At 65.2% G+C, this 25,461-nt stretch carries 28 protein-coding genes and 1 riboswitch; of the genes, 14 read left to right on the top strand and 14 right to left on the bottom strand.

The features are described from left to right. The first annotated feature begins 594 nt into the window (after nt 1-594). The 3 genes from AC07NK_RS15835 to AC07NK_RS15825 all read left to right on the top strand — a co-directional run bounded on the left by AC07NK_RS15835 (nt 595) and on the right by AC07NK_RS15825 (nt 4,720). Nucleotides 595-1,839 (top strand): EAL domain-containing protein, encoded by a 1,245-nt coding sequence (locus AC07NK_RS15835; RefSeq protein WP_495171559.1) that lies wholly within the window; start codon nt 595-597, stop codon nt 1,837-1,839. Then, nucleotides 1,839-4,265, top strand: coding sequence for an ATP-binding response regulator (locus AC07NK_RS15830; RefSeq protein WP_495171558.1), 2,427 nt, complete (start codon nt 1,839-1,841; stop codon nt 4,263-4,265). Before AC07NK_RS15835 ends, AC07NK_RS15830 begins: the two co-directional genes overlap by 1 nt. A gap of 62 nt (nt 4,266-4,327) precedes the next feature. Continuing rightward, nucleotides 4,328-4,720, top strand: coding sequence for a response regulator (locus tag AC07NK_RS15825; RefSeq protein ID WP_495171557.1), 393 nt, complete (start codon nt 4,328-4,330; stop codon nt 4,718-4,720). A gap of 58 nt (nt 4,721-4,778) precedes the next feature. Here the strand turns inward: AC07NK_RS15825 and AC07NK_RS15820 are convergent, their stop codons facing one another. The 8 genes from AC07NK_RS15820 to AC07NK_RS15785 form a co-directional block, all read right to left on the bottom strand. Next, nucleotides 4,779-5,483, bottom strand: a complete 705-nt coding sequence (locus tag AC07NK_RS15820) for a 2OG-Fe(II) oxygenase (protein WP_495171556.1) — start codon at nt 5,481-5,483, stop codon at nt 4,779-4,781. A gap of 82 nt (nt 5,484-5,565) precedes the next feature. Beyond that, a complete protein-coding gene (locus tag AC07NK_RS15815; RefSeq protein WP_495171555.1) occupies nt 5,566-6,468 on the bottom strand; it encodes an RcnB family protein in 903 nt (300 codons plus the stop codon). Nucleotides 6,469-6,572: 104 nt separating this feature from the next. Next, the gene (locus AC07NK_RS15810; protein WP_495171554.1) at nt 6,573-7,082 is read right to left on the bottom strand and encodes a (2Fe-2S)-binding protein; all 510 of its coding nucleotides are present in this window, start codon (nt 7,080-7,082) and stop codon (nt 6,573-6,575) included. A 45-nt stretch (nt 7,083-7,127) separates the two neighbouring features. Then, on the bottom strand, nt 7,128-7,376 hold the full coding sequence (locus AC07NK_RS15805; protein ID WP_495171553.1) for a hypothetical protein: 249 nt from the start codon (nt 7,374-7,376) through the stop codon (nt 7,128-7,130). Further along, a complete protein-coding gene (locus AC07NK_RS15800; protein WP_495171552.1) occupies nt 7,373-8,980 on the bottom strand; it encodes a pilus assembly protein TadG-related protein in 1,608 nt (535 codons plus the stop codon). The genes AC07NK_RS15805 and AC07NK_RS15800 overlap by 4 nt, the downstream gene beginning before the upstream one ends. Continuing rightward, nucleotides 8,977-9,387 carry a TadE/TadG family type IV pilus assembly protein gene (locus AC07NK_RS15795; RefSeq protein ID WP_495171551.1) on the bottom strand — a complete coding sequence of 137 codons (411 nt, stop codon included), beginning with the start codon at nt 9,385-9,387 and terminating at the stop codon, nt 8,977-8,979. The genes AC07NK_RS15800 and AC07NK_RS15795 overlap by 4 nt, the downstream gene beginning before the upstream one ends. A 121-nt stretch (nt 9,388-9,508) precedes the next feature. Then, on the bottom strand, nt 9,509-9,958 hold the full coding sequence (locus AC07NK_RS15790) for a MaoC family dehydratase (protein WP_495171550.1): 450 nt from the start codon (nt 9,956-9,958) through the stop codon (nt 9,509-9,511). A gap of 47 nt (nt 9,959-10,005) precedes the next feature. After that, nucleotides 10,006-10,866 carry a LysR family transcriptional regulator gene (locus tag AC07NK_RS15785; protein WP_495171549.1) on the bottom strand — a complete coding sequence of 287 codons (861 nt, stop codon included), beginning with the start codon at nt 10,864-10,866 and terminating at the stop codon, nt 10,006-10,008. A 96-nt stretch (nt 10,867-10,962) separates the two neighbouring features. Here AC07NK_RS15785 and AC07NK_RS15780 point away from each other — a divergent pair, with 96 nt between their 5' ends. From AC07NK_RS15780 to AC07NK_RS15770, 3 genes are read left to right on the top strand one after another with little or no spacing between them, the layout of a single operon-like run. Beyond that, complete coding sequence (locus AC07NK_RS15780; RefSeq protein ID WP_495171572.1) at nt 10,963-12,114, top strand: isovaleryl-CoA dehydrogenase; 1,152 nt, start codon at nt 10,963-10,965, stop codon at nt 12,112-12,114. Continuing rightward, nucleotides 12,111-12,458 (top strand): hypothetical protein, encoded by a 348-nt coding sequence (locus AC07NK_RS15775; RefSeq protein WP_495171548.1) that lies wholly within the window; start codon nt 12,111-12,113, stop codon nt 12,456-12,458. Before AC07NK_RS15780 ends, AC07NK_RS15775 begins: the two co-directional genes overlap by 4 nt. Before the next feature lie 14 nt (nt 12,459-12,472). Further along, a complete protein-coding gene (locus AC07NK_RS15770; protein ID WP_495171547.1) occupies nt 12,473-13,213 on the top strand; it encodes a hypothetical protein in 741 nt (246 codons plus the stop codon). A gap of 1 nt (nt 13,214) precedes the next feature. Here the strand turns inward: AC07NK_RS15770 and AC07NK_RS15765 are convergent, their stop codons facing one another. Then, nucleotides 13,215-13,553 carry a DMT family protein gene (locus AC07NK_RS15765; RefSeq protein ID WP_495171546.1) on the bottom strand — a complete coding sequence of 113 codons (339 nt, stop codon included), beginning with the start codon at nt 13,551-13,553 and terminating at the stop codon, nt 13,215-13,217. A 48-nt stretch (nt 13,554-13,601) separates the two neighbouring features. Here AC07NK_RS15765 and AC07NK_RS15760 point away from each other — a divergent pair, with 48 nt between their 5' ends. The 5 genes from AC07NK_RS15760 to AC07NK_RS15740 are packed head-to-tail and all read left to right on the top strand — an operon-like array spanning nt 13,602 to nt 18,668. After that, nucleotides 13,602-15,203 (top strand): carboxyl transferase domain-containing protein, encoded by a 1,602-nt coding sequence (locus AC07NK_RS15760; protein WP_495171545.1) that lies wholly within the window; start codon nt 13,602-13,604, stop codon nt 15,201-15,203. Between the two features lie 7 nt (nt 15,204-15,210). Continuing rightward, nucleotides 15,211-15,486: a barstar family protein gene (locus tag AC07NK_RS15755; protein WP_495171544.1), complete on the top strand. Its 276-nt coding sequence runs from the start codon at nt 15,211-15,213 to the stop codon at nt 15,484-15,486. A 40-nt stretch (nt 15,487-15,526) separates the two neighbouring features. Continuing rightward, the gene (locus AC07NK_RS15750; RefSeq protein ID WP_495171543.1) at nt 15,527-15,910 is read left to right on the top strand and encodes a RidA family protein; all 384 of its coding nucleotides are present in this window, start codon (nt 15,527-15,529) and stop codon (nt 15,908-15,910) included. Further along, a complete protein-coding gene (locus tag AC07NK_RS15745; protein WP_495171542.1) occupies nt 15,874-16,791 on the top strand; it encodes a TolB family protein in 918 nt (305 codons plus the stop codon). The genes AC07NK_RS15750 and AC07NK_RS15745 overlap by 37 nt, the downstream gene beginning before the upstream one ends. Further along, nucleotides 16,788-18,668, top strand: coding sequence for an acetyl/propionyl/methylcrotonyl-CoA carboxylase subunit alpha (locus AC07NK_RS15740; RefSeq protein WP_495171541.1), 1,881 nt, complete (start codon nt 16,788-16,790; stop codon nt 18,666-18,668). Before AC07NK_RS15745 ends, AC07NK_RS15740 begins: the two co-directional genes overlap by 4 nt. A 51-nt stretch (nt 18,669-18,719) precedes the next feature. Here the strand turns inward: AC07NK_RS15740 and AC07NK_RS15735 are convergent, their stop codons facing one another. Then, the gene (locus tag AC07NK_RS15735) at nt 18,720-19,082 is read right to left on the bottom strand and encodes a hypothetical protein (RefSeq protein ID WP_495171540.1); all 363 of its coding nucleotides are present in this window, start codon (nt 19,080-19,082) and stop codon (nt 18,720-18,722) included. Between the two features lie 365 nt (nt 19,083-19,447). Here AC07NK_RS15735 and AC07NK_RS15730 point away from each other — a divergent pair, with 365 nt between their 5' ends. Beyond that, nucleotides 19,448-20,230: an alpha/beta fold hydrolase gene (locus AC07NK_RS15730; RefSeq protein ID WP_495171539.1), complete on the top strand. Its 783-nt coding sequence runs from the start codon at nt 19,448-19,450 to the stop codon at nt 20,228-20,230. A 15-nt stretch (nt 20,231-20,245) separates the two neighbouring features. On the opposite strand, the gene AC07NK_RS15725 is transcribed toward AC07NK_RS15730, so the two are convergent. Together AC07NK_RS15725 and AC07NK_RS15720 are read right to left on the bottom strand one after the other, a co-directional pair. Beyond that, nucleotides 20,246-20,584 (bottom strand): YciI family protein, encoded by a 339-nt coding sequence (locus AC07NK_RS15725; protein ID WP_495171538.1) that lies wholly within the window; start codon nt 20,582-20,584, stop codon nt 20,246-20,248. Next, nucleotides 20,581-21,345 (bottom strand): class II aldolase/adducin family protein, encoded by a 765-nt coding sequence (locus tag AC07NK_RS15720; RefSeq protein ID WP_495171537.1) that lies wholly within the window; start codon nt 21,343-21,345, stop codon nt 20,581-20,583. Before AC07NK_RS15720 ends, AC07NK_RS15725 begins: the two co-directional genes overlap by 4 nt. A gap of 89 nt (nt 21,346-21,434) precedes the next feature. Next, nucleotides 21,435-21,570, top strand: a riboswitch (yybP-ykoY riboswitch). A 66-nt stretch (nt 21,571-21,636) separates the two neighbouring features. Here AC07NK_RS15720 and AC07NK_RS15715 point away from each other — a divergent pair. Both AC07NK_RS15715 and AC07NK_RS15710 read left to right on the top strand, forming a co-directional pair. After that, complete coding sequence (locus AC07NK_RS15715; RefSeq protein ID WP_495171536.1) at nt 21,637-22,206, top strand: TMEM165/GDT1 family protein; 570 nt, start codon at nt 21,637-21,639, stop codon at nt 22,204-22,206. A gap of 10 nt (nt 22,207-22,216) precedes the next feature. Next, entirely contained in the window at nt 22,217-23,089 is an 873-nt protein-coding gene (locus AC07NK_RS15710; protein ID WP_495171535.1) for an ROK family protein, read from the top strand. 38 nt (nt 23,090-23,127) lie between these two features. Here the strand turns inward: AC07NK_RS15710 and AC07NK_RS15705 are convergent, their stop codons facing one another. Together AC07NK_RS15705 and AC07NK_RS15700 are read right to left on the bottom strand one after the other, a co-directional pair. Continuing rightward, the gene (locus tag AC07NK_RS15705) at nt 23,128-23,910 is read right to left on the bottom strand and encodes a GntR family transcriptional regulator (RefSeq protein WP_495171534.1); all 783 of its coding nucleotides are present in this window, start codon (nt 23,908-23,910) and stop codon (nt 23,128-23,130) included. Between the two features lie 210 nt (nt 23,911-24,120). Beyond that, nucleotides 24,121-25,422, bottom strand: coding sequence for an Hsp70 family protein (locus tag AC07NK_RS15700; protein ID WP_495171533.1), 1,302 nt, complete (start codon nt 25,420-25,422; stop codon nt 24,121-24,123). Nucleotides 25,423-25,461 lie beyond the last annotated feature (39 nt).

The raw sequence follows: 25,461 nt of genomic DNA, 5'->3' as shown, positions 1-25,461 counted from the left end.
TACGCACGCCAAAACCCTTTCGACAAACGTCCGCGCGCTCTTAGCGCAACCCCACAACACAGCAAGTCCATGTGGTTCCAGGCTGGTGGCCATGGAGAGGAATCGCGCACGAAAAAGCGCGCAATCCCAAGGGGACGCGCGCGTCACGAAATCGGAGAAGAGAGCCCGGACGGGTCGAGAGCCGCGGAGCATCCGCGGCGCCGCCCACCCGGGCTATCCGGGGTTACCAGGGACGAAGTGACTCGCCGTAGCCTTCCCGAAACAACAGATCGAACATTTATTTTCTCCCATCGTGCACATACGCGCACGGCCGCATACTTAATCGAAATTTAACCTTGAATCAACATTTCTGACAGCGCTGGACAGATCGCGTGCCCGCGCCGGTCGTTTCGTCCTTAAGAGTTCCTTCAAGAGTGCAGGTTATTCGCGGATTTGATGTCCGAGCGTGTCGAACCCGCTGCTGCCACGATCCCGCCGTCTGAGGCCGGGGAAGGCTTGTCGTCTGGACTTCCGGCCAGGCTTGATGCGCCGCTACCGGTGCCGCTCTCGCATAGTCATTCTCCCGTCTCGCGAATCGAGACGGATAAAGGGCCGGTGACCGGGATTTGGCGGGCACTTTCCCTGTGTGAGATCGCCAATTTCCAGTCGCTCCGCCGGCATCTCGGGCGGCCGCGTGCCGACACGCTGGTCCGCGATCTGGCCGATCATATCGGACGGATCGAACCTAATGTCCGGCTTGCTGCTGCGGGCCGTTCGCTGCTCGAACTCTCGTTCGAAGCCGACTCGGCCGAATCAGCGACGGCAGTGGTCGAACGGCTTGCCCGGGAATTTACCCGGACTGTCGATCTCGATGGTGAGCGTCACGTCATTCAGCTCCGCTGGGGTATCGCGGCCGCGCCCGCGCTCGACGATGATGAAGTGCGGCTGACCGAAGCCGCCGAATCAGCGCTGTCGCAGGCGCGATTGGAATCGCGGGTCGTGATGCTCGATCTGTCGCAGACCGATGTCGCGTTCGACCGGCTGGCCCTGATCCGTGAACTTCCGCGCGCGATCGCTTCGGGGCAATTGTTCCTGCAATATCAGCCCAAGGTTCATGTGCGAAAAGAAGCCGTGACTGGTGCCGAGGCACTGGTGCGCTGGCGTCATCCGGTTCGTGGCCTGATTCTGCCCGGTGATTTCATCTCAGCGGCGGAAGAAGGCGGTGAAATCGCCGGCCTGACGCTGTGGACGTTACGTCAGGTGATTGCCGATCAGCGGATATTGGCGGCGCACGGGCACGACATGCCCATATTCATCAACATTTCGGGCGTTTTGCTGGCCGACGCGGTATTCGTGACCGAAGCGTGCCGCATCATCCGCGAAACCGGCGCCAAGATTGGGTTCGAGATCACCGAAACCGCGGTGATCCGCGATCCGGACAGTGCGATCCGCCACCTCCAATCCTTCTCGGAGATCGGCATTCCGCTTGCGATCGACGACTATGGCGCTGGCCTCTCGTCGCTCGCCTATCTCAAACAGCTTCCGGCGACCGAACTTAAGATCGACAAGATGTTCGTGATGCAGCTCACCAGCAGCAACCGGGACCCCCTGATCGTCCGCTCGACCATTGACCTTGCTCATGCCCTTGAGATGGAAGTGACTGCGGAGGGCGTGGAGACGCCCGCGGCACTGGCGCTACTCAGCGTGATGGGATGCGACATGGTGCAGGGCTTCCTGATCAGCCGGCCGGTGGCGCTCGACGCCTTTATCCGCTTCCTCGACGAGGAAGGGCATAAGGCAGCCTCGGCGATCCGGCCGACCTTCGCGCGGCCAGAGGGCTTCTGGCGCAAGAGCGGTTGATGCGCCGGCTTCTCGCCATCGCTGCAGCTTTGATGCTGGGCCTTTCGACCCCGGCATTCGCGCAGCAGCGCGCGGCCGATACGCTGATCGATCGCGCCAAGGCGGCGATGATGGCGGAGCCCGGCGAAGCGCTCAAGCTGGCTGGCGAGGCTGAACGCAGCGCGGGTACGATTGCCGATCCGCGTTCCAGGGCAATCGCCACGGCGACCGCCTTGTGGCTGCAGAGCGAAGCTTCGATCCGTACGCGCAATGCCGCCGGGGCCGCCCCGAGGATCGCGCGTGCCCTGCGGCTGATCAGTGCCTATCCGGAGCCGAGCAAGCTGCGCGGCGACCTGCTTCTGGCGCGCGCGGGCGTTCAGCAGGAGCAGATGCGTCCAGCAGAAGCGCTGGCGTCACTGCAGGAAGCTTTCAACATCTTTGGCGCGGTGGGCGAGAAACGCAGTCAGTCGATCGCACTTCAGTCGATTGCGAATCTGTATACCGAAGCGAATGACCTCGCGAGCGCGGACAAGTATTTCCGTCAGGCGGGCGAAGTCTATGAGGGCGATCCGCGCCTGTCGCTCTTCCTCTACAATAATCGCGGCAACGTGCTGCTTCGGCTCGAGAAGCCTGCGGAGGCAGTTGCGCAGTATCGCCGCGCGCTGGCAACGGCACGTTCACTCAACAGTGCGAATATTCTGCCGCCCATCCTCATCAATCTTGCGCGCGCGCTCAACCACAACAAGAAGATCGACGAAGCGGAAACGGCCATTGCTGAAGCACAGCGGCTGATCGCGGACGGGGCGTCACCCAGTTCCGAGCCGTTGCTGCTCGCAGTGTCGGCCCAGCTCGCGCGCGACCGCGGAGACCTCGATCGGGCAAAGAACCTGATCGAACGCAGTTTCAAGGGCGTCGATCTCTCGACCACGCCGATCGCGATGCGCGATGCGCATCTGATCGCTTATGGGATCTACAACGCCCGAGGCGAGAGCAAGCTGGCGCTCACCCACCTCGAACGCGTCCGCAATCTGGGTGACGAAGCCGCTCAACTCGCCACATCGACCAATATTGCGCTCATGGCGGCGCGGTTCGACTATGCGAACCAGGAACTGCGTATCGCCAACCTCAAGGCGGACGAGGCGCGGCGTGAGGCCGAATTCCAGCGCACCTTGCTGTTCGGGGTCGGCGGCGCGACTCTGGTCATCATCACCTTGCTCAGCATCGGCCTGTTCACGATTCGCCGCAGCCGTAACCAGGTGCGCGCCGCCAATATCGAGCTCGGCCAGACCAACGTAGCGCTTGAGAAGGCGCTCAAGGCCAAGACCGAATTCCTTGCGACCACCAGCCACGAGATCCGTACGCCATTGAACGGCATTCTCGGTATGACCCAGATCATGCTGCGCGATCCCTCGGTTCCGGAGCAGACCCGCGATCGGCTGGGAATTGTCCACGGCGCGGGCATGACGATGCGCGCGCTGGTCGACGACATCCTCGACGTCGCCAAGATGGAGACCGGCAATCTCTCAGTCGAACTTGCCGCGACCGATCTGCATGCGATGCTCAAGGACGTCACGCGCATGTGGGAGGAGCAGGCACGCGGGAAGGGACTCGAGTTCAAGCTGGAGATGGGTGACGCGCCGCTCTGGATCAAAACCGATGCCGGGCGGCTGCGGCAATTGCTGTTCAACCTGCTCTCGAACGCGCTCAAATTCACCGAGAAGGGAACAGTCGCGGTCAAGGCAGAGGCAACGGACGGGCGGCTTCGCATCGCCGTGTCGGACAGCGGCATTGGCATTCCGGCTGAGAAGCACGAGGAAATCTTCGAATCCTTCCGTCAGGTCGATGCCGGCACGACTCGCAAGTTTGGCGGAACCGGGCTTGGGCTCGCAATCGTTCGCAATCTGGCGCGTGCACTGGACGGCGACGTCTCGGTTGCCAGCGTCGAGGGAGAGGGCACAACCTTCACCGTTGACCTTCCGTTGATCGAGGCGGCGGCGCCCGCCGGCGCCGGGGCGGCGGATCGGCCGGGCGAGTCGGTTGTGGTGCTCGACCGCAATCCGATTGCGCGCGGCATGCTGCGCACCTTGCTCGAACCGCATTTCGCCGCGGTCCAGTTCGCCACGACCCCGGACGAAGCGCTCGGCATGCTGCCGGGCGTCGGACCCGCTCTGCTGCTTGCGGAGGAGGCGACGCTCAAGGCGGCGGGGGAGGATGCCGTCGCGGTGCTTTCGGCGCTTGCCAATGCCGCAAAGGTAAAAGGCGCGCGGACTGCGGTGTTGTGGCTCAAACCCGATGAAGCGATGCTCTCGTCGCTTAGAGAGGCCGGGGCAGGTACGGTCGTTGCCAAGCCCGTCGCCGGAGCGGCGCTGATCGAAGCGCTGGTGGCCGGGCGCGAAGAAAATTGTGCTGCATCGGGCGCAACCCGGCTTGTGTCACAAGCGGCTTAAGACGATAGCACACATATGATATCCTCATTTCGCGCCGCCAACGAGATGGGCACTGCCCGCACATGAATATCCTGTTTATCGAAGATGACCCGATGAACCGCCGTGTCGTTCGCGACATGCTCGACGTGGCTGGCGCCTCGATGGCCGAAGCGGAGCATGCCGAAGAGGGGCTGGCGAAAATCGGTGCGGAAGATTTCGACGTCATTCTGGTCGACCTGCGCATGCCGGGCATGGACGGGATCGAGGCGATCGAGCGCATCCGCGCCCGCGATGATGCTAAGGCCGAACTCCCGATCATCGTTGTCACTGCCGACACCGCGGTCGACCTGCGTGAGCGCTGCCTGACCGCCGGCGCGGATGAAGTGCTGTTCAAGCCGGTGGCGATGGACGCGCTGTTCGACACGATCGGCCGCGTGCTCGCGCTACGCAGCGGCGGCGAAGGCATGCTGCTCTAGGTTTGTACCGCTCGCGCGGCTAGCGGCACCGGCCAGCACCAGCGACGCTAAACGGAGATCAATATGTCTTGATCGGCATGTTGATCCAGGAATGTTCGCGAAACCACTTGGTGATGATGTATTTGGTACCCTTCACCACGGGGCTGCCTTCGTGCAGCGTCGCAGGGTTGGGTGCTCCATCGGGTTTCATGTTGTTCCAGGCAAGCAACAGCCCGCGCTTCGGCGTCACGCGGATGCCTGCTTCCGGAAACCAGGTCGCTCCGCCTTCCGCGACGTCGTTGAGGTAGATCATCGTCGTCCAGGTGCGCTGGCCGCCCGATGCTTTCATCGCTTCCCAATAGTCCTGATTCTCGCTGAACCAGTCGTAATGCGGGCGGAATTGCTGGCCGGGTGCGTAGCGCTGGCCCTGCATCGTCTCGCCATGTTCCGGCGGAAGGCCGAGCAGGTTCGCCATCCGCTCGTCGATCGGGCGCACGTCGGATGACCAGCGGTCGAGATCGCAGCTCTCGCTGGTCCGGAACGCTGGATCGTCGGAGGCGGCGAGCAGCGTCGAGGGACGGCGGTTGAGATCGATCAGACGCATCAGCGTGTCGCACTCGGCATTGCTCAAGAAGCCGGGATAATAATAGATTTGTGCCGCATCGACCTTCGCTTTGCGAAGCGCGGGATTGGCTTCGAGGCGCGTCGTGATCTGCTGGCCGGCGCGCGCGCGGACGATCGATGCGCCGCCCTGTTTGGGTTTGGGTTTCGCGAAAATGCTCATGGACTCGCAACTTGCCGAGGCCGCGGTGAAACGCAAGAGGCCCGGCCGTTGCCGGCCGGGCCTCCGCGTGACGATCCTCAGTTCACCAAAAGATGTCGTATTCGACGTCGACCACCTCGCCGGTGTAGGTATCCACCAGCAATGCGTCGTTATAGTAGCGCACCCAACGATACGGGCCGTCGGCCGGGGGCAGGCGATAGGTGTACGGGTCGTTGATCCAGTAGTTCGACGAGAACAGCATCGCTCCCAGCGTCAACCCGATCGAGAAGCGCTGATAGCCGTAATTGTAGCCGCGGGGCGCATAGTAACGCGGCAGCCGGTAGACGTTCCGGTTGCGGGCGCGATAGTCGCTCCAGTCGTAACGGCGATCCTGTCGCCAGCCGCGGTTCCAGTTGCCGCCCCGGTCGCCCCGGTTGCGCCAGTCGCCGTCCCGACGACCATCGCGCCAGTCGCGGCGATCGTCCCGGCGGTCGCGCTGCCAGTCGCGGCGGTTGTCGTCGCGGTTGCGCTGCCAGTCACCACGATTATTATCGCGATCGCGCTGCCAATCCCGGCGGTCCTGGTCCCGGTCGCGGCGCCAGTCCTGGCGGCCGTCAGGGCGCTGGCGCCACTGCGGGGACGTGCCTTCGGGCCGCTCCGGCCGCTGGATCTGCGGGCGTTCCGGGCGATCGGGCCGCTGGAAGTCCGGGCGCTCCGAACGATCAGGTCGCTGGAAGTCGGGGCGTTCCGGCCGCTCGGGGCGCTGGAATTGCGGGCGTTCGGGGCGTTCCGGTCGCTGAAACTGCGGCTGCTGCGCACGCTGCTGTTCGCGCTGGGCGCGGAAAGCTTCGCGCTGCTGCTGCATCGGGCGCTCGGCGCCGGGCTGGCGCTGTTCGCGCGCTTCTCCGCCGCCACGGCCGCGCCACTGGCCGCGCTCCTGCGCGATCGCCATAGTGGGGGTCAGGATGGTCGCACCGATCAGTGCGGCCAGAACAAACTTCTTCATCTCGGTCCTCCGCTCCGGCAGAGCGCCGGCGTTCAGAATAATCCGCTAATGCCCCGAGTCGGCTGACACATGTCTGAATTGCGCTGACAGCATTGCGAAAGGATTCAATCGCTGGCCGCGGGCGCCTGCTCGGCCTCTTCTTCCGGGCCGCTGTCGTCCTCGCCGCGCGCCAGTCGTGCCGCGCGGCCGACTGCCTCGATCAGGCGCGGATAGACGCCGCAGCGGCACAAATTGGTGATCGCCGCCGCGATCTCCTCGTCTGACGGGTTGCGATTCTTCCGCAGCAGTGCTGACGCCGCCATCACCATGCCGGGGATGCAATAGCCACACTGGCCGACATTGGCGGCCAGGAAGGCGCGCTGCACCGGATGCGCGCGATTCTCCGCCAGCCCCTCGATCGTGGTAACGAAGCTGCCCTCGATCGCGCCGATCGTCACCTGGCACGATCGCACCGCCGCGCCGTCGATATCGACCGTGCACGCGCCGCAATCGCCGGTGCCGCAGCCATATTTGGTGCCAGTGAGGTTGGAGGCGTCGCGCAACGCCCAGAGTAGCGGGGTTCGCGCGTCGAGCTTATACTGGACGGGCTGGTTGTTGACGGTGAAACGGGTCATGCGACGCGCACATTAGCGCGGTTGCCGTGCGAAACCCAACCCCACTCAGCGCCGCAGCCATTCGAACATCCGTCGCAGCGACGATCCGATTGTGCGGGGAACCAGTCCCGCCTTCACCTCGAGCAAAGTGGCGACCATTTCATAATGTTCCGCCATCTCGGCATGGACTCGTTGTCCGCCTTCGGTGTCGGCGTGGCGGACGCGCCGCCGTTCCTCACGTGCCTGGTCGCGAAAGAAGCGGATGTCGCTGGGGTAGATCCCGTCCAGCCCATCCAGATTCTCTTCTTCGTTCATACCATCAGCACGGGTTTGCCGCAGCGATAGCCATCGACGCGGACATGCGCGTTACCGATGCTCAGGCCCGCAACACCGAGCAATTGGAACAGCGCTGTCTCCAGGACCGGCGCGACCGACAGCAGGCGCGCCGCGATCTGGCTCTCGCCGGGCAGGCCGATGCCAAGGTTGAGCGCGCCGAGCAGGGTCACGTCGATGTCGGCCGAGCCGAGCGTGGTGGCGAGCAGGGTCGAGACGCCGTCGGTGGTGGCCACGGACTTGGCCTGGTGCGCGGCGATCTCGGCCTTGGTGAAGGAGAGGTTTTGCCAGTTCGACGCCTCCAGCGCGCCGAGCGCCTTGGCGTCGACCGAGATCAGCAACGCGCGGACCAGCGGCGCCGGAGGCAGCGCGGCTGCGGTAGCCGGGATCGAACTTGTGACCGGCAGGTCGGCAATGGCGAGTTTCGCGACGCCAGCGCGCGCACGCACCGCGGCAGTATCGCGCGGGGCACAGGGTACCGCGTCGAGGATCGCACGCGCGGGCGCGAGTTCTACGGCCAACGGCACCTTGACGCCCAGACCTAGTAGCGGCCCGACTTCGGCGATCAGGTTGATCCGCGCCTGCGAGGTGCTGACCTCGATCCCGCCCTTATCGTTGATCAGCATCCACGGGCTCGACTGCATCGCCTCGCCGATCTTGATTTCGGTGCGCAGCGAAGCGAGTCCGGGAATGCTCGCGCCCAGATCGAGCATAAGTAGATTACCGCGATTGGCGATCGAGAGCATCGCGCCGAGCAGATCACTCGCGCGCACCTTGGCGAGCATTGCTGCTGCGCCGGCGCTTCCCGTCGTTCCGGCGCCACCCATGTCGAGGCCGATCAGGTCGCCCAGCCGGATCGATTTCGGTGTGCCGGCGATCCCCGCGGCGACTGCGCCAAGACCCTGGCCGCCACTTACATCGTCGAGCGCGCGCAGCAGCACGGGCAGCTGGATCTGCTGCGTGAGCAACTGCTCATACGTCATCACGCCCAGATTGCCGCGGACTGCGACTGCATCGAGGAAACTGAACAGGTTGAGGTCGACGCTCGCCAGCCCCTGATAGCTGAGCAGCGACAGTCCCACGCTCGATCCAGTGAGTCCCCGGGTCAGGTTGTTGACCAGCCCGTTGTCGAATGTCGCCAGCGACGATCCGATCGAGATCGCGCCCAGATTGCGGCGACCGGCGACTGCGCTGACCTGCGAGTCGTTGAAGCGCATCCCGAGCGCGCGCAGGAAGTAGCTGGGGTTGGGATAAGTCGCGGTGACACGGACCGAGTCGCCCGACGCGCTCGCAGTGAAGGTTCGCGAGTCGCCGGTGCCCGCGACCGTTCCCGTCGCCACCTGCGCAGCCACGGGGCCCTCCGTGTGGTTGGCGGTCAGCACATCACGGGCGCGCGCATCGGCGGTGGTGAGGTCCTGGACAGCGGAGAGCGCGGCGGCGTCTACCGCGCCCTGCATCCGCCGCCGTTCCAGCGCGACCGCGCCGACGTCTACCGCAGCCGCAGTCGCGGCCAACAGGAAGGGGAGGGCCGCGGCGACAAGCATCGTGGCCGTTGCGCTGCGGTTGCGCCAAAGCGAACGGCTCATGTCGCAGTCCCCAGAATGGTGCAGTCGCGGGTGATCGTCGAAGGTGGCAGCGGGAGGAGATTCGAGAAGCCGAAGATCGGCAGCCAGGTCGCGTTGTAGGAGATCCGGACCCTCAGCCGTCCCCCGGCCTGTGCTGTTGCACTGACCTCGGTCAGTCGTTCGGGACGGACGAGAAAGTAAGATGGCCCGTTCGTATTTACGAAGGTCGTGACCATTGTCTGCCGTTCGGCCAGCGTTTCTCCCGCGATACTATGGCGCGCGGCATCGGCGGCGAGCTGCTGGACCGAATTCGCCGCGCCAAAGTAAAGGCCGTAGCAAATCATGCCCATAAGCATCGAAACAAGTACAGGCAACATGATCGCGAACTCGATGATCGCTGTGCCGCGTCTTTCTGAAACTAGGCGCATAAGTACTGCTCCCTGTTTACAGGAGTGTTTGTACGCCCGGTAGGTTAATGAATTATCGTTCTGAGTAGGGACTAATTTGTATATCGAAAGTTCTGCTCTTCCAGAACGGTAAGCGTGTATTTTAGCCCTTCGCCTGCAGCAATGCGCTGCGCAGGCAGGTGCAAACCACCTCGTCACGCTGGTTGAGCATGGTGTGCCGGAAGGTGACGATGCCCTGACCGGGGCGCGATTTGGACGGGCGCAGCTCGACCACTTCGGTTTCGGCGCGCAGCGTGTCGCCGATGAATACCGGCTTGGGCATCCGCACTTCATCATAGCCGAGATTGGCGACGAGGGTGCCGAGCGTCGTGTCGCCGACCGAGATGCCGATCAGCAATGCGAAGGTGAAGGTGCCGTTGACGACGATCCGCCCGAACTCGGTCGCGCCGGCATATTCGGCGTCGAGGTGCAGTGGCTGCGGATTGTGTGTGAGGGTCGAGACGAGGAGGTTGTCGGTCTCGGTCACCGTGCGGCGCAGGTCATGCACGATCCGGTCGCCCACCTGCCATTCGTTGAAATAGCGTCCTGCCATGCCTGCTCTCCCTGTTTGCGCCTCACATAGCGCGCGATCGCGGCCTGTCAGCCCCCGAACTGGGTGCGAAGCGCCTCGGTAAGAGGGGATGCAGCCGCGCGGATCGCGGCGGTGTCATCACCCCATGTCAGCGCCAGTGTTCGCGTGACACCGAAGCCAAGTAGTGCGGGGCTGGCGATGCCGGGATGTCGGTGCGACTCGGGGATCACCGTTGCGCCGAGGCCCGCCGCGACCATCTCCAGCGCGCGATCGTCATTGGTAGTGCGCAGCGCGAAGAACGGGCGGATGCCGCGCCGCGTGAAATAGCGGCTGGTCTCCGACAGCGCCTCGCAATTGCGTCGGACGATCATGGTCTCGCCCGCCAGCGCCTCGCCTTGGATTGCGGCTTCGCCCGCCAGCGGGTGCGAGGCAGGCAAGGCCAGTACATAGGATTCGGTGCGCAGCGGCTCCATCTCCGCCCCCGGCTCGCCCTGCGCCGCGGTCAGCGCAAGATCGATTCGTCCGCGGGACAAATGCTGCGACAATGCTGCGGCATTGCCTTCGACCAGTTCGACCGCCAACTCCTCGTGCGCCGCCAGTGCCGCAAATGCCGCCAACTCGGCGGTGGCGATCGTGTTCAGCACCCCCAGTCGCAGCGTACCGCCGGGTGCCAGCCCGTCGATCGACGCCTGGGCGAGGTTGAATTCGCGCTCGATCCGCCGCGCATGCACCGCGAAGCGCGCGCCCGCCTCGGTCAACTCGACACGCTGGCTGTTGCGGCGGAACAGTTTTGCGCCCGCCTCGCGCTCGAGCTTGGCGATGCCTGCGGAGAGCGTGGGCTGCGAGACATTGGCCTGCGCCGCGGCAGCGGTGAATGTCCCGCTATCGATGACGGCAAGGAAATAGCGGAGCAGGTAGCGGTCAATCATAGATGGTATCTATGCTCTTGCCTGTTGCCTTTCAATTTTTCTCCGTCGCATTCACCCGCTAAGCTGCGGCAAAAGTCCCAGGAGAGCCGAATGAGCCTGCCCCAGATGGATTTCGCGCTGAGCGAGACCGCGGAGATGATCCGCGACACCACCCAGCGTTTCGCGAAGGAGCGGATCGAACCGCTCGCCGCGAAGATCGACGCCGACGACTGGTTCCCCCGTGACGAACTGTGGACCGCGATGGGCGAACTCGGCCTGCACGGTATCACCGTCGACGAGGAATTCGGCGGCCTCGGACTCGGCTACCTCGAACATGTCATCGCATGTGAGGAGGTCAGCCGTGCCTCGGCCTCGATCGGTCTGAGCTATGGCGCGCATTCCAATCTTTGCGTCAACCAGATCAGCCGCTGGGCCTCCCCCGAGCAGAAGGCAAGGTACCTGCCGAAGCTGATCTCGGGTGAGCATGTCGGCTCGCTGGCGATGTCCGAAGCGGGTGCGGGCAGCGATGTCGTCAGCATGAAGCTGCGCGCCGAGCACAAGGGCGACCGCTACATCCTCAACGGCACCAAATTCTGGATCACCAACGCGGCCTATGCCGACACTTTGGTGGTCTATGCCAAGACCGGCGAAGGTTCGCGTGGGATCACCACCTTTCTGATCGAGAAGGACATGCCCGGCTTCAGCATCGGGCAGAAGATCGACAAGATGGGCATGCGCGGCTCGCCCACCGCCGAACTGGTGTTCGACGATTGTGAAGTGCCCGAGGAAAACGTCATGGGACCGCTCAACGGCGGCGTCGGCGTGTTGATGAGTGGCCTCGATTACGAGCGCACCGTGCTTGCCGGCATCCAGCTCGGTATCATGCAGGCCTGCCTCGACGTGGTGCTGCCCTATCTGCGTGAGCGGAAACAGTTCGGGCAGGCGATCGGCAGCTTTCAGCTGATGCAGGCCAAGGTCGCGGACATGTACGTCGCGCTCAATTCGGCGCGGGCTTATGTCTACGCCGTGGCGCAGGCATGTGACTCGGGCAAGACCACCCGCTTCGACGCCGCTGGTGCGATCCTGCTGGCCAGCGAGAACGCCTTCAAGGTCGCGGGCGAAGCGGTCCAGGCGCTGGGCGGCGCGGGCTATACCAAGGACTGGCCGGTCGAACGCTTCCTGCGCGACGCCAAGTTGCTCGACATCGGCGCGGGAACGAATGAGATCCGCCGCATGCTGATCGGCCGCGAACTGATTGGCGCGGCGTGATCTGGCTCTGGGCTTCGGCCGCGCTGATGCTCGTCACCGCGCTCACGCATTCGATGCTCGGTGAGGCAAAGCTGATCGCGCCGATGTTGCGCGATCGCCAGGGCGTGTTGGCGAACGGCTTCGCGCGCACGATCGTCCGCTATGCCTGGCACGTCACCAGTGCGCTGATGGTCGCCACCGCGCTCGCGGTCGCATGGCCCGGTACCCCGACGGCGCTGATCCGCACGATCGGTGCGATCTGGCTGGTGCTCGGTCTCGTCAGCCTGATTGCGTCGCGCGGCAAGCATATCGGCTGGCCGGTGTTGAGTGCGGCGGGCATTTGCGCATTGGTGGGGGCCGTATGATCGCAGATATGTCGATGCCTGACCCCATGCTGGGGCTCGGTACCGAACTGTTCGAGGAACTGTATCGCCCGGTCAGTCATGGCCGCTGGGCATTGCTGCCTCCCGAGATGGTTCTGACGCGCGGCTATTGGAGCCCTCCGGCTGTCGTCACGTCGCTGCGTGCGCTGGTGCGCGACGGGGCAACCTGGATGTCGCTCTCGCCGATGGAGCTGGAGAGTCAGGCGATCGGTGTGCAACATGCCCATGGCCATGTCGCGGTGTTCGGGCTCGGTATGGGCTGGGCTGCCGCAGCGAGCGCGCTGCGCGAGAGCGTGACTGCGGTGACGGTGGTCGAGCGTGATCCCGACGTCATCGCGCTCCATCGCGATCTCGACCTGTTCGGCCGGTTGCCGGGCGGAGTGGGGGAGAAGGTGCGGATCGCCGCCGGCGATGCGCTGGAATGGCGTCCCGAGGCGCCGATCGATCTGCTGATGGCCGATATCTGGCTGCCGCTCGTCAGCGACGGGCGGGTCGAGGAAGTGCGGCGGATGCACGCTAATGTCGGGGCAAGCGCTGTTTATTTCTGGGGGCAGGAGATGGAGATCGCCCGTCATGCCCGCGCCGCCGGGCGGACGATCGATGCGGACGGTATCCGCGCGACGGTCACCGAATTCGGGCTGCCGCTCGTCGGTCCCGAACTGCCCGGCTATGCCGAATGCGTCAGTACGGCAGCGGCGGCGTGGATGCGCGACCGCTGGTTGCCCGAGGCGGTATGAGTCACTTGCCGACGAACAGGAAGGCGACCCCGCCCATGATGCACGCAAAGGCGGCGAGATGGCGCCAGTGCAGCGTCTCGCCGAGCACGGTCACCATGAACACGCCGAACACGATCAGCGCGATCGCCTCTTGCGCGATCTTGAGCTGGCCCGGCGTCCAGCCGGCGAGGAAGCCGACGCGGTTGGCCGGCACTGCGAAGCAATATTCCACCCCGGCGATCAGCCAGGAGAGCAGAATGACGGTCAGAATGGGTTTTTCCAGCCCGCCTTTGCCGAGGTGCCAGTACCAGGCGATGGTCATGAAGATATTGGACGCAATGAGCAGCAGGATGGTCGCCATGAAATCCCCCTTTGCCCCGCTGTGCGCGTGCGTCGCGGAAGTCGCAAGATGAGCGCACCGGTCCTCAAGTCCGCCTTGTCCGCCGAAGACGAAATCTTCCGCGCCAATGCTGCGCACAATCGCGCGCTGGCGGAGCGACTCCATGCCGATGTCGCGCAGGCTGCGCTCGGCGGGAATGAGAAGAGCCGCGAACGCCACACCTCGCGTGGCAAGCTGCTCCCGCGCGAGCGCGTCGAGCGGCTACTCGATCCCGGTTCGCCCTTTCTTGAGATCGGCCAGCTCGTCGCGTGCGACATGTATGAGGGCGAAGTCCCCGGCGCGGGCATGATTGCCGGTATTGGCCGCGTCTCGGGCCGTCAGGTCATGATCGTGTGCAACGACGCGACGGTGAAGGGTGGCACCTACTATCCGATGACCGTCAAGAAGCACCTCCGCGCACAGGAGATTGCCGAGGCTAACCGCCTGCCGTGCATCTACCTCGTCGACAGCGGCGGCGCGAACCTGCCGCATCAGGCAGAGGTGTTCCCCGACAAGGAGCATTTCGGGCGCATCTTCTTCAATCAGGCCAACATGTCGGCCAAGGGCATCCCGCAGATCGCCTGCGTCATGGGCAGCTGCACCGCGGGCGGCGCGTACGTGCCGGCGATGTCGGACGAGAGCGTGATCGTGCGCAATCAGGGCACGATCTTCCTCGCCGGCCCGCCGCTGGTAAAGGCCGCGACGGGCGAGGAAATCTCGGCTGAGGACCTCGGCGGCGGCGACCTGCACGGGCGCAAGTCGGGCGTGGTCGATCATGTCGCCGAGAATGACGAGCATGCGCTGACCATCGTCCGCGATATTGTCAGCCATCTTCCCCGCGACCGCACGCCGGACCTCGCGATCCTCGACCCGCGCCCGCCCAAATTCGACCCCGACGAGCTCTACGGCATCGTCCCCACCGACGTCCGCGCGCCCTACGACGTCCATGAAGTCATTGCGCGCCTCGTCGACGGGTCCGAGTTCCACGAGTTCAAGGCGCTCTACGGCTCGACCCTGGTCTGCGGCTTCGCGCATATCTGGGGCATGCCGGTCGCGATCCTCGCCAATAACGGCGTGCTGTTCAGCGAAAGCGCGGTCAAGGGCGCCCACTTCATCGAGCTTGCCTGCCAGCGCCGCATCCCGCTGCTGTTCCTCCAGAACATCTCGGGCTTCATGGTCGGCGGCAAGTACGAGGCGGAGGGCATCGCCAAGCACGGCGCCAAGCTCGTCACCGCCGTCGCCACCGCCAGCGTGCCCAAGATCACCGTGCTGATCGGCGGCAGCTTTGGCGCGGGCAATTACGGCATGTGCGGCCGCGCCTATTCGCCGCGTTTCCTGTTTAGCTGGCCCAACAGCCGCATCAGCGTGATGGGCGGCGAGCAGGCCGCCAGCGTCCTCGCCACCGTCCACCGCGACGCCGACAAATGGTCGCCCGAGGAAGCAGAGACCTTCAAGGCGCCGATCCGCCAGAAGTACGAGGATGAGGGCAATCCCTGGCACGCCACCGCGCGTCTGTGGGACGACGGCATCATCGACCCCGCCCAGACCCGCGACGTGCTCGGCCTCGCCTTCGCCGCCACGCTGAATGCGCCGGTGGAGGAGGGCACACGCTTCGGCGTGTTCCGGATGTGAGGTACGAATGAGGCTTGAACTCGACGGGACCACGATCAGGTCCAGCGCGGACTTCCACAACGCCGTCACGGCGGCATCGGGAATCTCGTTCTACGGGAGGAATCTGGACGCGCTTTGGGATCTTCTCACAGGTCTCGTCGAAAGGCCGGTCCGGATTACTTGGAAGCATGCCAAGCAATCCCAGATTGCCATGGGCGACGACTTTTCACGGATTCTTCGTGTCATAAATGATGCTCTGCTGTTTTACGAAGAAGACGATTTCACGTTCGAGATGAGCAGCTGATGCTTATCTCGGTCCTCTCGATGACGCGGAAATGGATGCGATGTCCATAACCCCCGTCAACGCCCCCAACGCCCCGCAGCCCGGCGGCGGCTATTCACAGGCCGTGCTGGTCGATCCCGGCAAATCGCTGCTGTTCGTCAGCGGCCAGATCCCGGTCGATACCCACGGTGAAGTTCCCGCCGATTTCGCCGCGCAATGCCGCCTTGTCTGGCGCAACGTCGCGGCGCAGCTCGCGGCCGCGGGCATGGACCTTTCGAACCTCGTCAAGGTCACCACCTTCCTGAGCGACCGCGCCTATCGCGAGGAAAATTCCGTGATCCGCCGTGAGATTCTCGGTGATCACGTCCCCGCGCTCACCGTGATCGTCTGCGATATCTACGACTCCGAATGGCTGCTCGAGATCGAAGCGGTGGCGGCGAAGTGATCGCGGGGAAGGGCCTTGCCGCAGCCGTGCTGCTGCTCACCGGTGCCTCCGCAGCACCCCAAGGCCCGCAGCGCTGGACGCCCGACGCTATCTCCACGCCCGGTTACGAAGCGAGCCCCACCTTCTCCCCCGACGGCCGTGAGCTGATCTACCTCGCCGCCGATGCCAGTTTCCGTGGCTGGCACCTGCTCATGACGCGCTGTGTCGACGGCGTATGGGGCAAACCCGTCGCTCCGTCCTTCGCGGGCCCGGCCGGAACCTTCGACGCGGACGCCAGCTACACCTTCGACGGCAAGGGCGTGTATTTCATCTCGACCCGCCACGATCCCAAGGGCGAGGATTTCGACATCTACCACGCCGCGCGCAGCCCGGACGGCACGTTCGCCGATCCCGTGCGTCTGCCACCACCGGTCAACTCGCCCCAGTCCGAGTTGCTTCCCCGCATCGACGACGCCGGCAACCTCTATTTCGGCTCCTCGCGCCCCGGCGGGCACGGGCAGGGCGACATCTATGTTGCGCAGCAAAAGGCCGGCGCGTGGCAGGTCCGCAACCTCGGCGCGCCCGTCAGCACCGCCGCCAACGAATATGAGGCAGAGGTCTCGCGCGACGGCAACACGCTGATCCTCGTCGCCGATCGCGGCGACCGTTCGCATCTCTACCATTTCCGTAAGCAGGGGGATGCATGGCGCGAAGTCGGCCGCATCCGCGCGCGCGCCGACGTGTTCCAGGTCGGCCCGTTGCTCTCACCCAAAGCGGAAAAACTGCTCTTCGCCCAGGCCTCCTCCGGTCGCTCGGGCGAAATCCATCTCACCGATCTCAAGCCCGGGAGCCACGAAGCATGGCCTCCGACATGCGGCGTACCAGCAGGAACCAAGCCATGATCAACTCCCTCCTCATCGCCAATCGCGGCGAGATCGCCTGCCGCATCATCCGTACTGCGCGGACGCTCGGCATCCGCACCGTCGCGGTCTATTCGGACGCCGACGCCAATGCGCTCCACGTTCGCAGCGCCGATCAGGCGGTGCATATCGGCGGCTCGCAGGCGCGCGAATCCTACCTGATCGGTGAGCGCATCATCGCCGCCGCGAAGGAGACTGGTGCCGAGGCGATCCACCCCGGCTACGGCTTCCTCTCGGAGAATGCCGATTTCGCCGAGGCGGTGACCGCCGCCGGGCTGGTCTGGGTCGGGCCGCATCCCGACAGCATCCGCGCGATGGGCCTCAAGGACGCCGCCAAGAAGCTGATGCAGGACGCGCGCGTCCCGGTGACGCCGGGCTATCTTGGCGAGGACCAGTCGCTCGATCGCCTCCAGCGCGAGGCGGACAAGATCGGCTATCCCGTGCTGATCAAGGCGGTCGCGGGTGGCGGCGGGAAGGGCATGCGCCGCGTCGACGCCGCGGAGGATTTTGCTGACGCGCTCGCCAGCTGCCAGCGCGAGGCCGCGTCGTCCTTCGGCGACGATCGCGTGCTGATCGAAAAGTACATTCTCGCCCCGCGCCATATCGAGGTGCAGGTGTTCGGCGATACCCATGGCAACATCGTCCACCTGTTCGAGCGTGACTGCTCGATGCAGCGCCGCCACCAGAAGGTGATCGAGGAAGCCCCGGCGCCCGGCATGGACAAGTCGGCGCGCTTTGCGGTGTGCGAGGCGGCGGTGAAGGCTGCGCGCGCGGTCAACTATGTCGGCGCGGGCACGATCGAGTTCATCGCCGATGCCTCGCAGGGTCTCCACGCCGACCGCATCTGGTTCATGGAGATGAACACCCGGCTTCAGGTCGAGCATCCGGTGACCGAGGCGATCACCGGGGTCGATCTCGTCGAATGGCAGTTACGCGTTGCGTCGGGCGAACCGCTCCCGCTGCGGCAGGAGCAGCTTGCGATCAATGGCCATGCGGTCGAGGCGCGGCTCTATGCCGAGGATCCGGCCCGCGGCTTCCTGCCCAGCACCGGCAAGCTCGAAGTGCTCGATTTCCCGGTCAACGCCCGCGTCGATACCGGGGTTGAGGCGGGCTCGGTCATCTCGCCCTTCTACGATCCGATGATCGCCAAGCTGATCGTCCATAGCGACACGCGCGAGGAGGCGATCGCCTCGCTGCGTTCCGAGCTCAGCTATCTCACCGTCTGGCCGGTGCGCACCAATGCCGGCTTCCTGTTCCGCCTGCTCGGCGATGACAGCTTCGCCCGCGCGCAGCTCGACACCGGTTTGATCGAGCGCCGTGGCGAGGGATTGACGATCGATCCGTTGCCCGGCGCTGCCGACCTCACCCGCGCGATCTACTGGCTGGAGCGGGACATGCCCGACGACACGCTGCTCATGGCGCATGGCCTTGAGGGCTTCCGTCTCAACCGCGCGCCCGCAACCGGACGCGCGGTCACCGTCAATGGCGAGCGGGTGGCGTTCACCGCCGATCACGGCGACATCGCCTCGCACTTCTATGGCCATGAACGCGACGGCGCGGCGCTGCTCGTCCATGGCGGCGCCACCTTCCGCGTCACTGCGGACCGTACCGACGGCGCCGCGGGCGCTGCTGCGGGCGACGGTTCGATCCTCGCCCCGATGCCCGGCCGCATCGTTTCGGTCGAGGTCAGCGAAGGGCAGGTGGTCACCGCCGGCCAGAAGCTGCTCGTGCTCGAAGCGATGAAGATGGAACAGGCGCTCACCGCCCCGTTCGACGGCACGATCGAAACCCTCAACGCCGTTGCGGGCGCGCAGGTTCAGGTCGATGCGCTGCTGGTCAAGGTCGCGAAGGGGGAGTAGGCGGCATCGCCGCGACGCTGTGGCCGCGGCGAGACCGTCTTGCCAACCGTCTCAGGGCGGTGGGGCTTCGTTTTGCTCTTCACCCTCGATGTCGTAGCACTTCAGGCGCGAAGCGCATCCGCGCACCCCGCCGAGATCGGGAATCCAGGTGCCGCCGCCGCCGGTATTGCCGCCGCCAGTGCCCCCATCGCCACCACCGCCACCGCCGCCGCCACCTGCAGTTATATAATAATAATATTGGACAGCGGCTTCGTAGCATTCCTCATAGGATAGGTACCCTTTAGCCACGTATCCGCCGTTGCCGCATTGTGCCTCGGCGTATTCGTCTGCGCTGGATGTTTGGGCAAATGCAGATGTTGAAGCGATCGCCGTCGTTGCGAGTGCAAATGCAACCAGAATGGAAGTTCTTCTCATTTCCATCTCCTTTTCAAGATCGAATCTTGATTGGGAAGTGTGAGGGGTTCACGGAATTAATCAAGGGCGTTCGCATTATTTCTAAGAATAGATACGGGTTTATTCGTAATGTTATACGGGCGCGAAAACCGGGGTGCCCGGACAATATTTCTCTCTCCTGCTTTCGATCCTGATCGTACAGATCGGATTCTCGGCTCTCCTTCAGTCAATCTCTGGCGGCGCAGCGCAGATCCCGGCGGCGCTACGCAGTCGCAAGATCAGGTCGATACGCTCTCGCGCTGCTCGCGAAGGTTGAGTAGTGGCCGTCGCTCCGGGATTGGCCGCGGCCTGTTCTCCCAGACAGTAACGGTATGAATGCGTTCGGTATGGATCTCCCGTCATCTTCTGACAGCTATGTCTTGACCCCTGCCGGTCGCCTCTTTGCCCGCGAATGGAAAGCGGCGCCGGTCGGCAGCCTCGCGCCGCTCATCCTGTTTCACGATAGTCTCGGGTCGGTCGAACAATGGCGCGATTTTCCCGCGCAGCTTGCCTCGGCCACCGGTCGGAGCGTGATTGCGTACGACCGCCTCGGCTTCGGCCGGTCGGATCCGCATCCCGGCCTGCTCCAGCGCGATTTCGTACAGGATGAGGCGCAGTCGGGGCTGGCCCATATCCGCGACGCGTTCGCGATCGATCACATGATCCTGTTCGGCCACAGCGTCGGCGGCGGCATGGCCCTTGCCGGTGGCGCGGCATTCCTCACCGAAACCGTTGCGGTGATCACGCTCGCGGCACAGGCCTTTACCGAGGACCGCACGCTTGCGGGTATCGAGGCGGCGCGGATGGCGTTCCAGTCGGAAGGCCAGGTCGAGCGCGTCGCCCGATATCATGGCGACAAGGCGCGCTGGGTGCTCGATGCGTGGATCGAGACCTGGCGGACGCCCGCCTTTGCAACCTGGTCGCTCGACGACGAGCTTCGCCGGCTACGCTGTCCGGTGCTGGCGCTGCATGGCGATCACGACGAATATGGCTCGAACGCGCACCCCGAACGCATCGCCGCGCTCGCCGGCGGCCGCGCCGTGATCCTCAAGGACTGCCACCACATGCCGCATCGCGAGATGCCCGACGCGGTGCTTAGCCTGATCCGGGATTTTGTGCGGACGGTCTAGCGCTGCAACGGCGTCCTAGCTTGCCGGATCGTAGCCGAACTCGCGCAACTCCTGCGCGCAGCGGCACGCGACCGCGATCCGGCGCGCCCATTCGACCGCCTCGTCGCGCGACGGCACCTCCAGCACCAGGAACCCGCCATTGAGCCGACTGCCCGGATAGGTCTCGCCCGACACCGATCCGTCGCCGGATACCCGCACCGGCGCGACGCTCTCATCGATCCCCCCGCCGAACACATAGACGCCAGCGGCCTTCGCCTCCTCGATCACCGCATGCGAATCGACAGACACGGCCGGAAGCTCGTCCTCGGAAACCTGCATCGCCTCGGCGGGGAAGGAGATGAGGTATTTGGTCATTCGCGCCAGCTCTTGTCAGTCCGGTCGACCAGCCGCACCATCGCGGCAAAGTCCGCCGCGCCCGGCGCAATCGATGCCTGTGCCATGTGCAGGTCGCGCTGGTGAACCGCGACCACCTCGTCGGAGACGCGCAGCGGCGTACCCATCGACAGCGTGGCGAGCTGGATCTCGCAGGCGCGCTGCAGCGCCCAATGCTTGACGAACGCCTCGGGCAGGGTGCGGCCCATCGCGACGATGCCGTGGTTGCGCAGCAGCAGCATGCGCTTGTCGCCCAGATTCTCGATCAGCCGGTAGCCTTCCTCGTCACGCACCGTCACGCCTTCGAAATCATGGTAGGCGATCTGGCCCGCGAAGTTGCAGGCATAGAAGTTGATCGGCTGCAGTCCGCCTTCCAGGCTGCTCACCGCCATGCCCGCGGTGGTGTGGGTGTGCATGATGCAGTGCACGTCGGGCAGGTTGCGGTGGAACACCGAATGCTGGACGAAGCCGGCGCGGTTGACGAGGTAAGGGCTGCCGTCGACCTTGTTGCCGTCGATGTCGATCTTGACCAGGTTCGACGCCTTCACTTCGCTGAAATGCAGCCCGAATGGGTTGATCAGGAAGGTGTTATCCTCGCCCGGCACCTTCAGCGTGATGTGGTTGTAGATCATCTCCGACCAGCCGAGCATGTCGAACACGCGGTAGGCGGAGGCAAGTTGCTGGCGCGCCTCCCATTCGGCATCGGTCATGACGCGGGTGGTCTCGGCGGCGGCGGTGGCCATGGTCCCTCTCCATTTTTCGTGCTTGCGGTATGTATGCCATGACTATGCAGGGCAGGGCAACTTGCGTGATCGCCGCGAACCGGCTAGGGCCGCGACAGTCATCTGGGGAGTAGCCAGCCGTCTTCGGACGGGCCTCCGCGTCAACATACTTGGTCGAGAGGCCATGGCGCGAAGGGAGCAGGGACTTCGATCCTGTTCGGGCGAGACCAATGGCGCCATGCTTTCTGCCCAGGCCGGGCGGGAGGGTGTGGTGTCGTTGGAGTTTCGCACCGCCCGGCCCGGAGACCTTGCATGGAAGCCTTCCTCACCTCCACCGCGCTGGTCGCGCTCGCTGAGATCGGCGACAAGACCCAGCTGCTCGCGATCGTGCTCGCGACGCGCTTCAAGCGGCCGGTGCCGATCATTCTCGGCATCCTTGTTGCGACGCTCGCTAACCATTTTCTCGCCGCGCTGGTCGGGCAGCAGGCGGCTGCCTGGCTTGAGGGTACGTGGTTCCGCTACCTGATCGCGGCGTCGTTCATCGCCATGGCGGCGTGGACGCTGATCCCCGACAAGCTCGACGATCTGGAGGACAAGCCGGCGCGTTTCGGCGCCTTCGTCACCACTGTCATCGCCTTCTTCCTCGTCGAGATGGGCGACAAGACCCAGGTCGCGACGATCGCGCTCGGCGCCCGCTTCGCCGAAGTCGGCTGGGTCACCGCAGGCACCACGCTCGGCATGATGATCGCCAACGTCCCGGCAGTGTTCCTCGGCAACGAGCTGGTGAAACGCGTACCGCTGCGTACCGTGCGGATCGTCGCGGCGCTGCTGTTCCTCGCCATCGGTATCTGGATGCTCGCGCAGACCGCCTTGGCCGGATAGGCTGGCGTGCATGAGCGATCCACGAACCTGGCTGGCGATCGAGACCGGCGGCACCAAGCTTCTTGCTCGTCTCGTGCGGGAGGACGCGGTGCTGGCGGAGGAACGCTGGCCGACCACCACGCCCGAAGCGGCCGAGGCGACGCTGCTCGCCTTCGCCGGGGACGTGAGGCTGGCGGGCGCGGGGATCGCCGCCTTCGGCCCGATCGTCGTCGATCCTGCCGCCGCCAATTATGGCGAGGTGCTGGCCACCCCCAAGCCCGGCTGGACCGGCGCCAATTTGCGCGCCGCGCTCGCCCGCCAGCTCGGCGTCCCGATCGCGGTGGATACCGACGTCAACGCCGCAGCGCTGGCGGAGGCGGCGATGGGCGCGGGGCAGGGGTGTTCGAGCCTCGCTTATGTCACGGTCGGCACGGGGATCGGGGCAGGGCTTGCGCGCGACGGGCGCACGCTCACCGGCGCGCTGCACCCCGAAATGGGGCACGTCCCGGTGCTGCGATATGAGGGGGATACAACCCCCAGCGCTTGCCCGTTTCACCTCAGCTGCGTCGAGGGCATGGCCGCCGGCCCGGCCCTCCGGCGCCGGCTCAGCGGGCGCCATCTCGAACACTCGCCCGGCGACTTCGCCGCCGTGGCCGACTATCTCGGCCAGTTCTTCGCGACGATCGTGCTCGCCTGGTCGCCGCATCGGATCGTTGCGGGCGGCGGGGTGATGGACGTCGCCGGATTGCGTGACGCCGCAGCATCCCGGATGTCCGCGGCGCTCGGCGGCTATGGGGTAGGCGGCGCAGCCGGGGAGCCCGGATTCATCCGTCCGGCCGCGCTCGAACATGCGGGGCTGGAGGGAGCTCTGATCCTAGCCCGGCAGAACGCTGCCCGGACATAGGGCGGCCCCAATGCGAGAAGCGGAGCGCCGGCCCGGCGCTATGCCTTTACCCGCCGCATCGTCATCGAATGCGTGTGGCGCGAGGCGGGGTGGGTATTCACCGTCACCTGTGCGATGCCGCCATCGGTCATGCGGTAGCGGCGCAGGATCTCCAGCGCCGCCGACTTCTTCTCGACATCGAGCCTGGCTGCAAGGGCGGGGGAGACGAGCGTCGCCGAGACGGCATGCTCGACCTCGGAGATCGTCACGCCGAACAGATCCTCGATCAGCGGGAAGATCGGTCCCTTGTTGCGTGGCAACAGGCGCGCAACGCTCGCGAAGTCGCGGTTGATGTAATATTCGATCCAGCACATCGGAACGCCGCTATCGTCGTGCAGGCGCCGACCGCGGACCATCAGCCACTCCTCCCCCGCGGGAATGCCGATACGCCCTGCAAGCTGGCTGTCGGCCGTAGTCATCCCGATCGATTCGATCTCGAGACGCGTCTCGCCCGCCCATGCGAGCAGGTCGCTGATCGAGCTGGTGTGGAATATCTCGATCCCGGACGGGCCGGGAAGCACGACGGTGCCGGCGCCCTGACGCGACGAGATCAGACCATCATCGCGCAGCCGGCGCAGCGCCTCACGCACGGTGAAACGGCTCACCGAGAAGCGCGCGCGCAGTTCTTCCTCGGTCGGGAGCTGGCTGCCGACCGGATAGCTGCCGCTGACGATCCCGTCGCGCAACGTCCGGGCAACCTGAAGGTAGAGCGGGCCGGACGCATGCGCGCTCGCCTCCCGGCGCTTTGCGCTTGCGTGTGTGACGTCCGATGGCTGCGTCATCGCTTGATCCTTGCCTCCCCGCCGTTGCCCGTCATGTATCAAGGCCGCCCGGCCACGCCGGCCAGGTTGCCCTATCCGGATGGATTATGACGTTATCAACACGGGTTACCCGGAACTGCAGGTAAATTTAGACCGGCTGGCGGCCTCTGTTATCCTTTCGCCGGGCCTTTCCATTGAGGCACAAGCGCGGTCAGTCGACACGCGCCGGCCTCATGCGACCCATGGGTCGAGGTCGTCCTGCTCGCCGATCAATGCCAACCCATGGGCGATCGAGGTCAGCTCGCCCCCCGTCGCGATCCGTTCCGCACCGAAGCGGCGCTCGAACAGCGCGCGGATCGCCGGGATCAGCGACGAACCGCCGGTCAGGAACACGCGGTCGATTCTGTCCGAACCGGTGGCTGCCCTGTCGAGAGCCACGTCCAGCGCCGCTTCGATGCGGCGGAGATCCTCGGCGATCCACCGCTCGAAGTCGGCACGGAGAACATGCGCGGCGATCGTGACGTCGCCGCCCTCGAAACGGAACTCGGCCTCGGCCTCGCTCGACAAGGCGCGCTTGAGCTTGCCGACCGCGTCGTAGAGCGGAAAGCCCTGTTCATGCTCGACCAGCGCGATCATCCGGCCGATCGGCTCGGGATCGATCGCGTCGCGCTGGAGCCGGCGCAGTTCGTCGAGGGTGCGGCGGTTGCGCATCAGCGCCAGGCGCGACCAGTCGGCGAACTCGGTGAAATAGCCGCCGGGGATCGGCAGCAGCTTGCCGAACGAGCGGTAGTTGCCGCCCTTGCCCAGCAGCGGGAGAACGAGGTGGTCGACGATACGCTGGTCGAACCGGTCACCCGCGATGCCGATGCCCGATGAACCCAGCGGCTCGCAACGGCGCGCTGCACCCGGCTCGGCGACGCGGACGATCGAGAAGTCGGTGGTGCCGCCGCCGAAGTCCGCGACAAGGATCGTGGCCGGCTCGGTCAGCCGCGATGCATAGCTGTAGGCGGCGCCGAGCGGCTCGTAGACATAGTGAAGCTCGACCCCGAACCCCTCCAGCATCGCGTCATAGCGTTGGCGGGCGAGCGCGGCGTCGGGGCGGGCGCCGACATATTCGACCGGTCGGCCGACGATCACACGGCGCGGGCGTTCGTCGAGTGCGCCGTCCGAATGCGCGACCAGCTTGCTCAGGAATTTCTGACCGAGGTCCTCGAACTTGAACGGTTTGCCGAAGATCTGCGCGCGCTCGAACAGCGGGCTGGCCGCGACGCTCTTGAACGACTGGACGAAGCGGCTGTCGAGCGGCGACTGCAGGAACTCCTCGATCGCCCAGGGACCGGCCTCATGTGCGATGCCATTCCAGCCGCGTTCTTCTTCCCAAAAGCAGAGCGCGGTGCGGAACACGGGGCCGGCTGCGGCTTCACCTGCAAACTCGATCAGCCGCGAGTCACCCCGGCCATCGGCGAGCGCGACGACGGTGTTGGTGGTGCCGAAGTCGAGCCCAAGCGCGCTGGGGCGGGTGGCGCTGTCCACGCGCAATTCCTTTGCCGGTTATGGTGACCACCGACACAG

Source organism: Sphingomonas sp. GW821-FHT09B04 (assembly GCF_059418285.1).
This window is presented reverse-complemented; position numbering and strand designations above follow the sequence as displayed.

Coding starts and splice junctions, on each gene's coding strand:
- AC07NK_RS15830 (WP_495171558.1), top strand. CDS start 1,839: ATGCGCCGGCTTCTCGCCATCGCTGCAGCTTTGATGCTGGGCCTTTCG.
- AC07NK_RS15825 (WP_495171557.1), top strand. CDS start 4,328: ATGAATATCCTGTTTATCGAAGATGACCCGATGAACCGCCGTGTCGTT.
- AC07NK_RS15820 (WP_495171556.1), bottom strand. CDS start 5,483: ATGAGCATTTTCGCGAAACCCAAACCCAAACAGGGCGGCGCATCGATC.
- AC07NK_RS15815 (WP_495171555.1), bottom strand. CDS start 6,468: ATGAAGAAGTTTGTTCTGGCCGCACTGATCGGTGCGACCATCCTGACC.
- AC07NK_RS15810 (WP_495171554.1), bottom strand. CDS start 7,082: ATGACCCGTTTCACCGTCAACAACCAGCCCGTCCAGTATAAGCTCGAC.
- AC07NK_RS15805 (WP_495171553.1), bottom strand. CDS start 7,376: ATGAACGAAGAAGAGAATCTGGATGGGCTGGACGGGATCTACCCCAGC.
- AC07NK_RS15800 (WP_495171552.1), bottom strand. CDS start 8,980: ATGAGCCGTTCGCTTTGGCGCAACCGCAGCGCAACGGCCACGATGCTT.
- AC07NK_RS15795 (WP_495171551.1), bottom strand. CDS start 9,387: ATGCGCCTAGTTTCAGAAAGACGCGGCACAGCGATCATCGAGTTCGCG.
- AC07NK_RS15790 (WP_495171550.1), bottom strand. CDS start 9,958: ATGGCAGGACGCTATTTCAACGAATGGCAGGTGGGCGACCGGATCGTG.
- AC07NK_RS15785 (WP_495171549.1), bottom strand. CDS start 10,866: ATGATTGACCGCTACCTGCTCCGCTATTTCCTTGCCGTCATCGATAGC.
- AC07NK_RS15770 (WP_495171547.1), top strand. CDS start 12,473: ATGCCTGACCCCATGCTGGGGCTCGGTACCGAACTGTTCGAGGAACTG.
- AC07NK_RS15765 (WP_495171546.1), bottom strand. CDS start 13,553: ATGGCGACCATCCTGCTGCTCATTGCGTCCAATATCTTCATGACCATC.
- AC07NK_RS15760 (WP_495171545.1), top strand. CDS start 13,602: ATGAGCGCACCGGTCCTCAAGTCCGCCTTGTCCGCCGAAGACGAAATC.
- AC07NK_RS15755 (WP_495171544.1), top strand. CDS start 15,211: ATGAGGCTTGAACTCGACGGGACCACGATCAGGTCCAGCGCGGACTTC.
- AC07NK_RS15750 (WP_495171543.1), top strand. CDS start 15,527: ATGTCCATAACCCCCGTCAACGCCCCCAACGCCCCGCAGCCCGGCGGC.
- AC07NK_RS15745 (WP_495171542.1), top strand. CDS start 15,874: ATGGCTGCTCGAGATCGAAGCGGTGGCGGCGAAGTGATCGCGGGGAAG.
- AC07NK_RS15740 (WP_495171541.1), top strand. CDS start 16,788: ATGATCAACTCCCTCCTCATCGCCAATCGCGGCGAGATCGCCTGCCGC.
- AC07NK_RS15735 (WP_495171540.1), bottom strand. CDS start 19,082: ATGAGAAGAACTTCCATTCTGGTTGCATTTGCACTCGCAACGACGGCG.
- AC07NK_RS15730 (WP_495171539.1), top strand. CDS start 19,448: ATGGATCTCCCGTCATCTTCTGACAGCTATGTCTTGACCCCTGCCGGT.
- AC07NK_RS15725 (WP_495171538.1), bottom strand. CDS start 20,584: ATGACCAAATACCTCATCTCCTTCCCCGCCGAGGCGATGCAGGTTTCC.
- AC07NK_RS15720 (WP_495171537.1), bottom strand. CDS start 21,345: ATGGCCACCGCCGCCGCCGAGACCACCCGCGTCATGACCGATGCCGAA.
- AC07NK_RS15715 (WP_495171536.1), top strand. CDS start 21,637: ATGGAAGCCTTCCTCACCTCCACCGCGCTGGTCGCGCTCGCTGAGATC.
- AC07NK_RS15710 (WP_495171535.1), top strand. CDS start 22,217: ATGAGCGATCCACGAACCTGGCTGGCGATCGAGACCGGCGGCACCAAG.
- AC07NK_RS15705 (WP_495171534.1), bottom strand. CDS start 23,910: ATGACGCAGCCATCGGACGTCACACACGCAAGCGCAAAGCGCCGGGAG.